This window comes from Rhodococcus sp. ENV425 (assembly GCF_002887785.1).
GTDB classification, from domain to species: domain Bacteria; phylum Actinomycetota; class Actinomycetes; order Mycobacteriales; family Mycobacteriaceae; genus Rhodococcus; species Rhodococcus aetherivorans.
Map to the genome: position 1 here is coordinate 1 of NZ_PCZU01000156.1, position 13,387 is coordinate 13,387.

The window sequence follows — 13,387 nt, forward strand, 5'->3', positions numbered from 1 at the left end:
CGAGCCTATCCGGCCGACAGTGCCTCCACCGGCGACACCGCCGCCGCGCGCCGCGCCGGAAGCAGCGCCGCGACCACACCGGCCACGCCGCCGGCGACGACGATCCCCAGCAGCTGCAGCCACGGCACCGACGGCAGGACGAGCTTGTCCACGCCGAACACCGACGCGGTCCCGGCGACACCGAGGATCAGTCCGAGCGCGACGCCGAGGCCCGAGGCCACCCCTGCCACGAGCAGCGCCTCCTGCACGAGCAGCGACCGGATGCCGCCGCGGCCGAGCCCGACGGCCCGCAGCAGTCCCGTTTCCCGGCGCCGCTCGAGCACCGACAGGGCCATGGTGTTGCCGACGCCGATCAGGGCGATGAGCACGGCGACCGACAGGAGGCCGCCCACCACGAGCAGCATCGTGTCGAGCACCTGCTCGATGGTGCGGCGCATCGCGACGGCGCCGCCGACCTCGCTGCCCGGGGCGGCCTCGGCCGCGGCGCTCGTGACGGCGCGCTGCGCGGCGGCGATCGCCGCGTCGTCGTCGATGTCGGCCAGCCGCAGCCACACCGCCTCGGTGCGCGTCGCCCCGGTCAGCGCGGGCAGGTCGGCGTCATCGACGAGGGCCGGGGCGCCCTCGGTGCCGTCGACCACGGTGAGGGTCCGACGCCCCCGCTCTCCGGCGACGTCGAGCCGGGAACCCGCGGACACGCCGCGTCCGGCACGCTCGTCGGGCGACAGGGCGATCTCCCCCGGTCCCGGCAGCGTGATGTCGGTGCGCAGGGTGCGGCCGACGTCGACCCGATCCACGCCGAGCACGCGCAGGTCCACTCCGCCGACGGCGAGGGTGACCGCCTGCAGGTCCGCGGTCTCCGCGACCCCGTCGATCGTGTGCAGGCGTTCGCCGAGGCCCGCCGGAAGGCCCTCGTCGCCGGCGGCCGTGACGGTCACGTCGACGGGGAACTGGCCGTCGATGGCCGCGGGCGCGCTCGCCTTCACCGTGGCCACGCCCACGACGATCGTCGCGGTGAGGGTGACGCCGAGGATCAGCGCGGTTGCCGTGGCGGCGGTGCGGCGCGGATTGCGGCCCGCGTTGCCGGCGGCGAGCTCGCCCACGGGCCCGCCGATCCGCGCCAGGGCACGCCCCGCACCCTGCACGACCGCCGGGACGATGCGCCGGGTCGCGGCGAGGAATCCGACGAATGCGAGCAGCCCGCCCGCACACGCGACGAGGACGTTGACTCCCAGGACGCCCGCGGTCAGCAGCACGGCCCCGGCGACGAGGCCGACCGTCGCGACGATGCGGCGCAACCAGGACGACCGTGCCGGCTCCGGCGTGCTCTCCATCGGATGGAGCGCGGCCAGCGGCGCGACGCGGGTGGCGGCCCGTCCGGGGCCGGTGGCGGCCAGGACCGTCACGACGATGCCGACGAGCAGGCCGACGACGACGGTGAGGGGCCCGACCGCGAGCGACCCGATGGGCAGCGGTGCGTCCCACGCCCGGGCCGCCGCGACCACCGCCGCGGCGAGCCCGATTCCGGCGAGGACGCCCGCAACCGAGGCCACGGCGCCGACGAGCAGCGCCTCGAGCAGGACACTGCGCCGTACCTGTGCGGCGGTGACCCCGACGCAGCGCATGAGGGCCAGTTCCCGGGTGCGGGCGGCGAGCACGACCGCGAAGGTGTTGGCGATCACGAGCGCGGACACCACGACGGCGATCGCCCCGAACGCGAGCAGCACGTTGCGCAGCAGGTCGGCGTCGCCGAAGTAGCGCGCGGCCACTGCGGCGGACCGTTCGGCGCCGGTCCGGACGGTCCATCCGGGCAGCGCCTCGGACACCCGGTCGACGAGGTCGGCGGCGGTGACGGTGCCGTCCCCCGCCAGGCGCAGTTCCCACCCCGGTGCGCCGCCGGCCCATCGGTCGACCTGCGCTCCGGTCCCGAACACCGCCGCGTCCGCGGCCTGCGGGGTTCCGGCCAGATCGACCTGCCCGACCACCGTCACGGTCGCGGGCTCGCCGCCCTCGGCATCCGTCACGGTCAGGACCGTGCCGAGCGGCACACCGGTGGTCGAACCGACCGCGATCTCGGAATCGGCGGCGGGCCATCGGCCGTCGGCCAGCCGCTGCCAGCGCAGGGCCTCGTCGCCCCCGACGGAGGTGACGTCGGCGTACGAGGGCACACCCTCGGGACCGGTGTAGCGCACCGGCGCGGTCAGGTCCACCGCGACGGCGCTCACGCCGGGCACCGCGGCCACCCGGGCCGCGAGCTCCTGCGGCCGCTCGACGGGCGCCGGCGGCGACTCGGGCGCGGTGACGACGGCCTCGGTGCCGCGGTACTGGGCCGCGAGCGAATCGGTCACCCCGGCGCGCACCGTGTCTCCGAGGACGAGAGTCGTCACGACGTAGGCGACCGCGACGAGGACGGCGAGGACCGAGGAGAGGTACCGGCCGGCGTGTGCCCGGGCCTGGGCGAGCGCCAGCCGTCGCATCAGCGCACCTCCTGGAGCGCGGCGGTGCCGAGGCGGCGCATCGTGTCGAGGACGGTGTCGGGCGTGGGCGCGGCGATCTCGCCGGCGGGCCGGCCGTCCGCGAGCAGCACGACGCGGTCGGCGTAGGACGCGGCCACCGGGTCGTGGGTGACCATGACGACGGTCTGACCGGTCTCGCGCACGCTCGCCCGCAGCAGGCCGAGCACCTCCGCCCCGGAGCGGGAGTCGAGGTTCCCGGTCGGTTCGTCGGCGAAGACCACATCGGGCTGGGGCAGCAGGGCCCGCGCGACGGCGACCCGCTGCTGCTGGCCGCCGGACAGTTCGTGCGGCAGGTGCCGCAGCCGCCCGTCGAGGCCGAGGCGGGTGACGACGTGGTCGCGCCATTCGTCGCTCGGTCGCCGCCCGGCCAGCCGCATCGGCAGCAGCATGTTCTCCTCGGCCGTGAGCACGGGCAGCAGGTTGAACGCCTGGAAGACGAATCCGATGCGGTCGCGCCGTAGTTCGGTCAGCCGCCGGTCCCCTGCCCCGCTGATCTCGTCGTCCCCCAGGAAGATCCGCCCCGAGGTCGCGGTGTCCAACCCGGCGAGACAGTGCATGAGGGTGGACTTCCCGGATCCCGACGGCCCCATGATCGCCGTGAAGGCTCCCTTCTCGAAGGCCACGCTCACCCCGTCGAGCGCACGCACCTCGGCGTCGCCCCGGCCGTACACCTTCACCAGCTCTTCCGCACGCACGGCGGCGGTTCCCACATCGTTGTCGTCCATGCCGTCGACGCTAGGAACCGCGCCGCACCGGCACATCGGAGCGCGGGCGGATCTTCCGGCCGCCGCGGGTCCTACCGTGGTATGACCGGCCGCGACCACGACGGGCGGACGGCCGGAGCCGCGCAGCCGTGCGCCCGCAGGTTCACGGTCCGTCCGCCGCGCCGAGCAGATCCTCCGGCCGGACCAGTCCCGCACGGAACGCGAACAGCACCGCCTGCACGCGGTCCCGCGACGCTGTCTTCGAAAGAACCCTCCCCACATGCGTTTTCACGGTGGCTTCCGACAGCACGAAGCGTTCGGCGAGTTCGGCGTTGGTGAGGCCGTGCGCCATCGCGACGAGCACCTCGAGCTCACGCGGGGTCAACTCCGGCGGAACCCGCACGGCCGGACGACGATCGGGCGCGCCGTCGCCCCCGAGCAGCGGACCGACGTGCCGCAGCAGACGGCGGGTGGCGCGGGGCGCGATCACCGCGTCGCCGCGGTGCACCGTGCGGACCGCGGCGAGCAGATCCTCCGGCGGCGCGTCCTTGAGCAGGAACCCGCTCGCGCCCGCGCCGAGCGCGGAGACGACGTACTCCTCGGTGTCGAAGGTGGTGAGCATCACCACCTTCGGCGCGTGCGGGCGGGTGAGCAGCCGGCGGGTGGTCTCGATCCCGTCCAGGCCGGGCATCTGCACGTCCATCAGCACCACGTCCGTCTCGGCCCGTGCGAGCGCGTCGAGGGCGGCGTGCCCGTCCGCCGCCTCGGCGACCACCGTCAGGTCCGGTTGCGAGTCGAGCACCATCCGGAAGCCGGCCCGCACGAGGTGCTGATCGTCGACGAGACCGACCCGGACGGGTCTCGGCTCCGGGCCCGAGTCCGGCACGGTCTCTCTCCTCTCAGTGGTACGGAAGCAGCGCATGGACACGGTAGCCGCCGCCCGGCGCCGGACCGGCGGACACGGCGCCGCCGTGCAGCCGGGCGCGTTCCGCCATGCCGATCAGTCCCTGCCCGCCCGGGCGGGGCTCGACGAGGGCCGCCGCGCCGCGACCGTTGTCGACGATCTCCACCTCCACGCGTTCGGGCAGCCATGCGAGGCGGACACGGGCGTGGGCGCGGGGGCCGGCGTGCCGCAGCACGTTGGTCAGCGCCTCCTGCACGATGCGGTACACGGTCAGGCCCGTGCCCGCGGGCAGGTCGCGCCGCGGACCGGTGACCGTGAACTCGACGTCGAGCCCGCCGCCCCGCAGATCGGCGATCAGCTCGTCGAGGTCGTCCGGCCCGGGTGCGACGCGGAACTCGCGGGGTCCGTCCTCGCGCAGCACCGCCAGCAGCGAGCGCATGTCGCTCAACGCGCGCCGGCCGGTGTCGGCGATGGCCGTCAGCGCGGACACGGCCTCCTCGGGGTGCTGCGGGGCGGCGTACCGGCCACCGTCGGCCTGGGCGATCACGACGGTCAGCGAATGCGCGACGATGTCGTGCATCTCCCGGGCTATGCGGGTGCGCTCGCCGAGCGCGGCGAGCTCGGTCTCCTTCTCCCGTTCGAGTTCGAGAAGGCGGTTGCGCTCGCTGAGGTTCGCCATCTCCTCCAGGCGCAGATTCCGGATACGCCCGAACGCCCATGCCCCGGCGAGGAATACGACCACGAACACCGCGGACACGGCCATGCCGAGGGCGGAGCGGTCTTCGATGTTCCCGAGGTAGCGGATGCCCGCGAGGGCACCGCCGGCGACCGCCGCGGCGAGGCCGAGGGTGCTCGCCCACCGCGGGCCGTAGGCGGCGAGGGCGTAGACCGCCGCCGGGACGGCCACCGGGGCGACGGGGCTGACCGTCGGCACGGTCGCCAGGTGCACGAACGCGGCGGCGGCGACCACGGCCGTGGCCGGCACCACCCGGGTGCGCCGCCACGCCAGCGGCACGCTCAGGACGAGCACGAGGACCGCGTCCCACCAGCCGGGCTCGGAGGTGGCGACGACGAGCAACCCGAAGGCGGTCAGCAGAGCGGCCAGGACCGCGTCAATGGTGCCGGTGTGGGTGCCGCTCCACCGGTACCACCGCTCGAGGCGAGTGGGGGCGGGCACGGCGCGGCCGTCAGCCCAGCAGCTTCCGCCGCAACGCGTCGTCCTTCTCGAGCACCATCTGCTCGAGGCCCGCCTGGAACTGCTCCATCCGGCCCCGCAGCGCGGGGTCGGCCGCGCCGAGGATACGGGCGGCGAGCAGGCCGGCGTTGCGGGCGCCGCCGATGGAGACGGTCGCGACAGGCACCCCGGCAGGCATCTGCACGATCGACAGCAGCGAGTCCATGCCGTCGAGGTACTTCAGGGGGACGGGCACGCCGATCACCGGGAGCGGGGTCGCGGAGGCGACCATGCCCGGAAGGTGGGCGGCACCGCCGGCGCCGGCGATGATCACCTTGATGCCGCGTCCGGCGGCGTCGCGGGCGTAGTCGAGCATGCGCTGCGGGGTGCGGTGGGCCGAGACGACCCCCACCTCGAAGCGGATGCCGAACTCGACGAGCGCCTCGGCGGCGGCCTCCATCGTCGGCCAGTCCGAGTCGCTGCCCATGATCAGGCCGACCTGTGCTCCGTCAGTCACCGTGAGAATCCCATCCGTCGGTCCACACTCCGTGCGAGAGCCAGTGCGCCGCGCGTTCCGCGCGTTCGCGCACCGCCGCCACGTACTGCGGGTCGTCGATCGACCCGGACGCGTCCCCGAGCACGTTGACGTGCCCGATCTTGCGGTCCTTGCGCTCGCCCTTGCCGTAGAGGTGCACACGCACGTCGGGCATCCGGGCGAACAGGTGGTGCAGCCGCTCGTCCATGCTCATCGCGGGCGCCTCGGGGGCGCCGAGGACGTTCGCCATCACCGTCACCGGGGCGATCGGTGACGTGTCGCCGAGCGGGTAGTCCAGCACCGCGCGCAGGTGCTGCTCGAACTGCCCGGTGCGGGCGCCGTCCATGCCCCAGTGCCCGGAGTTGTGCGGCCGCATCGCGAGCTCGTTGACGATCAGCTCGCCGGTCTCGGTCTCGAACAGTTCGACCGCCATGACTCCGACCACACCGAGCTCGGCGGCGATGCGCAGGGCCAGCTGCTCGGCGCCGGCCTCGATGTCGGCCCGCAGGTTCGGGGCGGGCGCGATGACGACGGCGCACTGCCCGTTCAACTGCACGGTCTCGACCACGGGCCAGCTCGCGCCCTGCCCGAACGGCGAGCGCGCGACCATCGCGGACAGCTCCCGCCGCCACGAGACCTTCTCCTCGGCGATGAGCGGCACCCCGGCCGCGAGCTGCTCGGCGACGATCCGCTGCGCCTCGTCCACGTCGTCGGTGATCCACACACCGCGACCGTCGTAGCCGCCGCGCGCCGACTTGATCACGACGGGCCACCCGTGCTCGTCGCCGAACGCGGTGAGGTCGTCGACCGAGGTGAGCTCGGTGAACGGCGGCACCGGGGCACCGAGCTCCGCGAGGCGCCGGCGCATCGCGAGCTTGTCCTGCGCGTAGATCAGGGCCTGCGGCGGCGGCTGCACGCTGACGCCCTCACGCTGGAGCACCTCGAGATGCTCGGTGGGCACGTGCTCGTGGTCGAAGGTCAAGGCGTGGACGCCGGTCGCGGCACTGCGCAACGCGTCGAGATCGGTGTGGCTGCCGAGCACCACGTCGGGGCTGACCCGCGCGGCCGGATCGTCCGGGCTCGCGGCCAGCACCCGCAGGGTCTGGCCGAGCGCGATCGCGGCCTGGTGGGTCATCCGGGCGAGCTGGCCGCCGCCGACCATCGCGACGACCGGCATACCGGTGGGCAGCGTGCGGGGAGGGTGCGAAGGGGCGTCGCCGGCCGCGGAGGCGGGAGTCGCGGCGGCCGAGTCCGGGGGTGTAGCGGTCACGGCTCACCATGGTGTCACAGCGGGCGGCGGGCGCGGCGCCGCGCTCCCGCGCGACACCCCGTCGTTCCTGTGGTAAAGCTGATAAACCGCCCGCGGGTTCGTGTGTTCGGATCCCGGTTTCGTAGACTCGTCCGGGTGTCTTTCGTCGATGCTGCCGTGAACCGAGTCCCCGAGCCTCTGCGGGGCCTGTTGCTGCGGCACCACGAGTTGATCAAGTTCGCGATCGTCGGCGGCACCACCTTCGTCGTCGACTCGGTCATCTTCTACACCCTCAAGCTCACGGTGCTCGAGGAGAAGCCGGTGACCGCCAAGGTCATCGCCGGGGTGATCGCCGTGATCTGCTCGTACGTCCTCAACCGGGAGTGGTCGTTCAAGAACCGGGGCGGCCGGGAGCGGCACCACGAGGCGCTGCTGTTCTTCGCCGTCAGCGGCATCGGCGTGGTCCTCAGCTTCATCCCGTTGTGGATCTCGAGCTACGTGTTCGACCTGCGGGTGCCGAACGTCAGCCTCACCATGGAGAACATCGCCGACTTCGTCAGCGCCTATCTCATCGGCAATCTGCTGCAGATGATCTTCCGGTTCTGGTGCTTCCGCCGTTTCGTGTTCCCGGAGGAGATGAACCCCGGCGGAGACGACGTTCCCGAGCACGAGGAACTCGCCGAGGAAGGCCTGGGACACTCCTGAGTCCGGTCCCCGCCGCCGCGGGTCAGCCGAATCCGGTCCCCCGCCGCCGCGGGTCAGCGTGGTTCCCGGATCCCCGCGGGGGCGGACTCGTCGCGGGTCGAGCCGAGGAACAGGGCGAACAGGGCGGGCCGCCGGCGTTGCAGTTCCAGGCGCCCGCCGTCGGCCTCGGTCAGGGCACGGGCGAGCGCGAGTCCCACCCCGGTCGAGCCGGTACCCGAGAAGCCGCGGTCGAAGATGTGCGGGGCCAGCTCGTCGCTGACACCGTCACCCTCGTCGGTCACCTCCACGCACACGGTCGATCCGCCGCCGTGGGTCGATACCCGCCGCACGGACACCGTGCACGTTCCACCGCCGTGCATGAGGGCATTGTCGACCAGCACCGCGACGGCCTCGCGCAGCCGGGATCCGGTCACGCGGCTGCGCAGCGACGGATCCCCGCTCAGCAGCAGTTCCCGGCCCGCCTCCTTGTAGGGCCCCCGCCAGTCCGCGATCACCCCCGCCAGCTCCCCCACGACGGACACCTCGGTGCGCAGCTCGGAGCCGCTGTTACGGGACGCGCGGACCAGCTCGTCGATGGCGGTGGTGAGCCGGTCCACCTGGCGCATCGCCTCCTCCGCCTCCTCGACGACGGCCGGGTCGGCGTGGGTGGACAGCTCGTCGAGGCGCAGCCGCACCGCGGTCAGCCGGGACCGCAGCTGGTGCGAGACGTCGCCGACGAGGGCGTGCTCCCGCTGCAGGCGCCCGGCGATCTCCACGGTCGCGGCGTCGAGGACGTCCGAGACGCGGTCGAGTTCCGGGATGCCGTGCCGGCGTGGATCGGGCCGGAAGTCGCCCTCGGCCAGCCGGCGGGCCCGCGCCGCGACGTCGCGCAGAGGGTCGGCCAGCCGCCGCGCGGTGACGACGGCGACGACGGCGCCGACGGCCATGGACAACAGCACCAGCAGCGTCACCCCGACCAGGACCTGCCGCTGCAGCAGGCGCATGTCCTCGGACGGCGCCTCGAGCCGCAGGGATCCCGACGTTCCCATCGACAGGGACTCGACCAGGGGGTTCGGGACTGCGGCGGCGCCGATGTCGAGGCGGGCCGCGGCGTCCTCGGGGGTCGGGTAGACGACGAGGAGGCGGCCGCCGTCGGGAACGACGAGCCGCAGCGAACTGGTGTCGAGGCCGCCGACGACCAGGCCGTCGGCGCCCTCCTGGGCGATGATCTCCGCGGACATGCGGTCGAGCCGGTCCTGCAGGTCCCTGCGAGCGGTGTCCTCGACGAACAGCCAGGCGGTGTAGGCGAGCGGGACTCCGAGCAGCAGGGCCACGAGCAGCGAGCCCGCGAGGACCGCGAACAGGATTCGGCGGCGCACTCCGGTCCCGTCAGTCGGTGTTCAGGCGGAAGCCGACGCCGCGGACGGTGGCGATGCGCCGCTCCCCGGCCGGGCCCTCGTCACCGATCTTGCGGCGCAGCCAGGACATGTGCATGTCGAGAGTCTTGGACCCGCGCAGGTCGGCGTCGCCCCACACCTCCTGCAGGATCACGTCCCGCGAGACCACCTGGCCGGCGTGCTCGAGCAGCACCCGCAACAGTTCGTACTCCTTGTTGGCGAGGGTGACCTCGGAGCCGTCGACGAGCACGCGCCGGGCCGCCCGCTCGAGCCGGATCCCCGCGACCTCGACGATGTCCTCGGGCTCGCCGCCGCCACGGCGGCGCAGCAGCGCCCGGCCCCGGGCCATGAGTTCGGCGAGCCGGAAGGGCTTGCCGACGTAGTCGTCGGCGCCGGCATCGAGGCCGACGACGAAGTCGACCTCGTCGGTACGGGCGGTGAGCATCAGGACGGCGAGGTCGGAGCGGTGGGCCCGGATCTGCCGGCACACCTCGAGGCCGTCGATGCCGGGCAGCCCGAGGTCGAGGATGAGCAATTCGTAATCACCGGACAGGGCCCGTTCGAGCGCGGCGGGACCGGTCTGTTCGACGGTGACGTCGTATCCCTCCCGGCCCAGCGCCCGGGACAGGGGCGCGGCGATGGCTTCGTCGTCTTCGGCGAGCAGGACTGCGGTCACGGATCCAGCGTACGGATCGGCACCGGCCGTCCGGCGCGTTACCAGGCTTTGCGACTCGGCCCGTCGGGTCGGGGTTCCCGGTCCCGCGCCGGGTCGGCGTGGAACGCCTGCTGGTACAGCAGGGCATGCACGCGCTGCACGTCGGGGATGTCGTCGAACTCGAGCGGATCGTCGGCCGCGGAGACGATGACGAGGGTGCCGGTGCGCAGGATCCGGTCCAGCAGGCCGTGCCGGAACTGCACGTTGCTGATGCGGCCCATCGGGATGTCGATGCCGGAGTGGGTGAGCACGCCTTGCCGGACGAGCACCCGCCGGTCGGTCACGATGAAGTGGGTCGACAGCCAGCTCACGAGCGGCGCCAGGCACTGCCACGCGACGATCGCCGCCCACAGCACCGCGAGCACGATCGTCAGCGTGCTCGCGGTGGAGCCGTCGAGCCGGGCCTGGCTCAGGCCGAGCAGGAATCCCGCGAGCGCGGTGGCGACCAGGAAGATCGCCGCCGGCACGATGAGCATCTTCCAGTGCGGGTGCCGGTGCAGCAGCAGCCGTTCCTCGGGGGCGAGGGCGTCCTCCGGGTATCCCATGCCGGACACGATGGCACAGCCGCGGCGCCGGGCGCCCGTGCCGGGTCAGGGCACCGGGCGCAGGTGGGTGATGTCCCCGGCCGACACCGCGATCGGCTCGCCACCGTCGTCCGGGGTGATGACGATGCGGCCCTGCTCGTCGATGTCGACCGCGACGCCGTGCAGTTCCGTGTCGCCCGGCAGGACCGCCCGCACCCGGCGGCCGAGCGTGCCGCACCGGTCGCGGTAGGCAGCGGCCAGCCCGGCGACGTCCCAGCCCGCGACGTACCACTGCTCCCACCGGCGGCCGAGTTCGCGCAGCAGGGCCTCGGCGAGTGCGGTGCGATCGAGTTCGGTCGCCCCGGCGAGCGCGAGCGACGTCGCGGTGGGAACCGGCAGCTCGTCCTCGGTGAGCGAGACGTTGAGGCCGATGCCCACCACCACGACGGGCTCGGGGTGGGTGCCGGCGACCTCGGCGAGGATGCCGGCCACCTTGCGGCCCTCGACGAGCACGTCGTTGGGCCACTTCAGTTCGGCGTCCACTCCGGTGACCGAGCGGATCGCGTCGACGGTGGCGATGCCGGCCAGCAGCGGCAGCCAGCCCAGGTCGGCGAGGTCGATGCCGGGCATGCGCAGCAGCACCGAGACAATCACCTGGGCGCGGGGAACACCGGTCCATCCACGCGAGTGCCGGCCCCGGCCGCCGTGCTGGAACTCGGCGAGCAGGACGCGGCGGTCGGCTCCGGGTTCGCGGGCGGCCGCGAGCAGGTCGGCGTTGGTCGAGGCGGTCTCGGTGACGACGTCGAGGCGCCGGTAGAACGCGTCGGGGTCGGCGCCACGCACGAGCGCGGCGCGCAGCCGGGCGGCATCCAGCTCGCGCCGCACGGGCGCGGGGTCGACGGGCGGGCGCTGCGGTTCGGGTTCGGTGGGCATCCGCACAGCCTAGGATGGGCAGCGAAACGTACTCGCCGGTAGCTTCAGTTCAATGATTCAACACAAGCGGGGCCTCGGTGCGCGATCGCTGACTGACGCTCGCTAAGCTCATGGGCCATGACCACTGTCCAGGAGCCGTCCGCGCCCGAGGCGGCGAGTACGCCCGATATCCACACGACTGCCGGCAAGCTGGCGGACCTGCGCAATCGCCAGGCTCAGGCTCAGGCCCCGAGCGGTGAGGCCGCCGTCGAGAAGGTGCACGCGAAGGGCAAGCTGACCGCCCGCGAGCGCATCGAAGCGCTGCTCGACGAGGGCTCGTTCGTCGAGCTCGACCAGCTCGCCCGGCACCGCAGCACCAACTTCGGCCTGGCCGAGAACCGCCCGGTCGGCGACGGCGTCGTGACCGGCTACGGCACCATCGACGGCCGCGACGTGTGCGTGTTCTCGCAGGACGCGACCGTCTTCGGCGGCAGCCTCGGCGAGGTCTACGGCGAGAAGATCGTCAAGGTCATGGACCTGGCGCTCAAGACCGGCCGCCCGCTGATCGGCATCAACGAGGGGGCGGGCGCGCGCATCCAGGAGGGTGTCGTCTCGCTCGGCCTCTACGGCGAGATCTTCCACCGCAACGTGCAGGCCTCCGGGGTGATCCCGCAGATCTCGCTGATCATGGGCCCGGCCGCCGGTGGACACGTCTACTCCCCCGCCCTGACCGACTTCGTGGTGATGGTCGACCAGACCAGCCAGATGTTCGTCACCGGTCCCGACGTCATCAAGACCGTCACCGGTGAGGACGTCACCATGGAGGATCTCGGCGGCGCGCACACCCACATGGTCAAGTCCGGTGTCGCGCACTACGTCGCCGACGGCGAGCAGGACGCCCTGGACTACGTCAAGGACCTGCTGTCCTACCTGCCGAGCAACAACCAGGCCGCCGCGCCGCGCACCGAGCCGACCGACCCGATCCTCGGGTCGATCGAGGAGTCGCTGACCGAGGAGGACATCGAGCTCGACACGCTGATTCCCGACTCGGCGAACCAGCCGTACGACATGCACGAGGTGATCCGTCGCCTGCTCGACGACGACGAGTTCCTCGAGGTCCAGGCCGAGCGCGCCCAGAACATCATCGTCGGCTTCGGCCGCGTCGACGGCCGGTCCGTCGGCATCGTCGCCAACCAGCCGACCCAGTTCGCCGGCTGCCTGGACATCGACGCGTCGGAGAAGGCCGCGCGCTTCGTGCGCACCTGTGACGCGTTCAACGTCCCGATCGTCACGCTCGTCGACGTGCCGGGCTTCCTGCCGGGCACCGAGCAGGAGTACAACGGCATCATCCGCCGCGGCGCCAAGCTGCTGTACGCGTACGGCGAGGCCACTGTCGGCAAGATCACCGTCATCACCCGCAAGGCCTACGGCGGCGCGTACGACGTGATGGGCTCGAAGCACATGGGCGCGGACGTCAACCTGGCCTGGCCGACCGCGCAGATCGCCGTCATGGGCGCCTCCGGTGCCGTCGGCTTCGTCTACCGCAAGCGCCTGCTCGAGGCGGCCAAGAACGGCGAGGACGTCGACGCGCTGCGCCTCGAGCTGCAGAACGAGTACGAGGACACCCTGGTGAACCCGTACGTCGCCGCCGAGCGGGGCTACGTCGACGCAGTCATCCCGCCGTCGCACACCCGCGGGCAGATCGTGGCGGCCCTGCGGCTGCTCGAGCGCAAGATGGTCACGCTTCCGCCGAAGAAGCACGGGAACATCCCCCTCTGACGGCCGCACGGCCGAGACCATCCCGGCCGGCTCGGTCCTTCCGAGCCGGCCGGGCCACGACCCCACGAGAGGGACGACATGACTTCGAACGCGCAGCGATCCCGCTCCCGCGTCCTGCCCACCGGCTCCGGTAGCCTCCCGGGAGGTGTGTTGTGACTGCGGTAGCTGAGGAGAAGACCATCATCGACACCGAGGTGACCGAGGTCGCGGCGGCCGAGGAGGCCCCGGCGGCGGCGCCGGCGGCCGAGACCGCCGCTCCCGAGGCGGCCGCGGCGATCCGGATCGTCAAGGGCCGGC

The 13,387-nt window shown here is 73.0% G+C and carries 12 protein-coding genes; 2 read left to right on the plus strand and 10 right to left on the minus strand.

Features of this window, described 5'->3' with window-relative positions:
- Positions 1 to 5 precede the first annotated feature (5 nt).
- The 6 genes from CQZ88_RS12430 to CQZ88_RS12455 all read right to left on the minus strand — a co-directional run bounded on the left by CQZ88_RS12430 (position 6) and on the right by CQZ88_RS12455 (position 7,007).
- A complete protein-coding gene (locus CQZ88_RS12430) occupies positions 6 to 2,474 on the minus strand; it encodes an FtsX-like permease family protein (RefSeq protein ID WP_102799817.1) in 2,469 nt (822 codons plus the stop codon).
- The gene (locus tag CQZ88_RS12435; protein ID WP_006939554.1) at positions 2,474 to 3,238 is read right to left on the minus strand and encodes an ABC transporter ATP-binding protein; all 765 of its coding nucleotides are present in this window, start codon (positions 3,236 to 3,238) and stop codon (positions 2,474 to 2,476) included. Before CQZ88_RS12435 ends, CQZ88_RS12430 begins: the two co-directional genes overlap by 1 nt.
- Positions 3,239 to 3,380: 142 nt before the next feature.
- On the minus strand, positions 3,381 to 4,103 hold the full coding sequence (locus CQZ88_RS12440) for a response regulator transcription factor (RefSeq protein WP_029544636.1): 723 nt from the start codon (positions 4,101 to 4,103) through the stop codon (positions 3,381 to 3,383).
- A 13-nt stretch (positions 4,104 to 4,116) separates the two neighbouring features.
- Complete coding sequence (locus CQZ88_RS12445; protein WP_065922395.1) at positions 4,117 to 5,298, minus strand: sensor histidine kinase; 1,182 nt, start codon at positions 5,296 to 5,298, stop codon at positions 4,117 to 4,119.
- A 10-nt stretch (positions 5,299 to 5,308) separates the two neighbouring features.
- Positions 5,309 to 5,812, minus strand: coding sequence for a 5-(carboxyamino)imidazole ribonucleotide mutase (gene purE, locus CQZ88_RS12450; protein ID WP_006939559.1), 504 nt, complete (start codon positions 5,810 to 5,812; stop codon positions 5,309 to 5,311).
- Positions 5,805 to 7,007: a 5-(carboxyamino)imidazole ribonucleotide synthase gene (locus CQZ88_RS12455; protein WP_202917709.1), complete on the minus strand. Its 1,203-nt coding sequence runs from the start codon at positions 7,005 to 7,007 to the stop codon at positions 5,805 to 5,807. Before CQZ88_RS12455 ends, purE begins: the two co-directional genes overlap by 8 nt.
- 228 nt (positions 7,008 to 7,235) lie before the next feature.
- Here CQZ88_RS12455 and CQZ88_RS12460 point away from each other — a divergent pair, with 228 nt between their 5' ends.
- Positions 7,236 to 7,784 (plus strand): GtrA family protein, encoded by a 549-nt coding sequence (locus CQZ88_RS12460; protein WP_044476112.1) that lies wholly within the window; start codon positions 7,236 to 7,238, stop codon positions 7,782 to 7,784.
- 53 nt (positions 7,785 to 7,837) lie between these two features.
- Here CQZ88_RS12460 and CQZ88_RS12465 read toward each other — a convergent pair whose 3' ends face one another.
- The 4 genes from CQZ88_RS12465 to CQZ88_RS12480 are packed head-to-tail and all read right to left on the minus strand — an operon-like array spanning position 7,838 to position 11,332.
- Entirely contained in the window at positions 7,838 to 9,142 is a 1,305-nt protein-coding gene (locus CQZ88_RS12465; RefSeq protein WP_006939562.1) for a HAMP domain-containing sensor histidine kinase, read from the minus strand.
- Positions 9,143 to 9,152: 10 nt separating this feature from the next.
- Positions 9,153 to 9,836: a response regulator transcription factor gene (locus CQZ88_RS12470; RefSeq protein WP_102799818.1), complete on the minus strand. Its 684-nt coding sequence runs from the start codon at positions 9,834 to 9,836 to the stop codon at positions 9,153 to 9,155.
- Positions 9,837 to 9,874: 38 nt separating this feature from the next.
- Positions 9,875 to 10,420: a PH domain-containing protein gene (locus CQZ88_RS12475; RefSeq protein ID WP_006939564.1), complete on the minus strand. Its 546-nt coding sequence runs from the start codon at positions 10,418 to 10,420 to the stop codon at positions 9,875 to 9,877.
- A 45-nt stretch (positions 10,421 to 10,465) separates the two neighbouring features.
- Positions 10,466 to 11,332: a biotin--[acetyl-CoA-carboxylase] ligase gene (locus CQZ88_RS12480; protein WP_050035471.1), complete on the minus strand. Its 867-nt coding sequence runs from the start codon at positions 11,330 to 11,332 to the stop codon at positions 10,466 to 10,468.
- A gap of 117 nt (positions 11,333 to 11,449) precedes the next feature.
- Here CQZ88_RS12480 and CQZ88_RS12485 point away from each other — a divergent pair, with 117 nt between their 5' ends.
- Positions 11,450 to 13,090 (plus strand): acyl-CoA carboxylase subunit beta, encoded by a 1,641-nt coding sequence (locus CQZ88_RS12485; protein ID WP_006939566.1) that lies wholly within the window; start codon positions 11,450 to 11,452, stop codon positions 13,088 to 13,090.
- The last annotated feature ends 297 nt before the right edge of the window (positions 13,091 to 13,387 follow it).

Bases quoted from the DNA above. Each gene is read 5' to 3' on its own strand.
- CQZ88_RS12480 (WP_050035471.1), bottom strand. From the start codon at position 11,332: ATGCCCACCGAACCCGAACCGCAGCGCCCGCCCGTCGACCCCGCGCCC.
- CQZ88_RS12485 (WP_006939566.1), top strand. From the start codon at position 11,450: ATGACCACTGTCCAGGAGCCGTCCGCGCCCGAGGCGGCGAGTACGCCC.
- CQZ88_RS12455 (WP_202917709.1), bottom strand. From the start codon at position 7,007: ATGCCGGTCGTCGCGATGGTCGGCGGCGGCCAGCTCGCCCGGATGACC.
- CQZ88_RS12475 (WP_006939564.1), bottom strand. From the start codon at position 10,420: ATGGGATACCCGGAGGACGCCCTCGCCCCCGAGGAACGGCTGCTGCTG.
- CQZ88_RS12430 (WP_102799817.1), bottom strand. From the start codon at position 2,474: ATGCGACGGCTGGCGCTCGCCCAGGCCCGGGCACACGCCGGCCGGTAC.
- CQZ88_RS12435 (WP_006939554.1), bottom strand. From the start codon at position 3,238: ATGGACGACAACGATGTGGGAACCGCCGCCGTGCGTGCGGAAGAGCTG.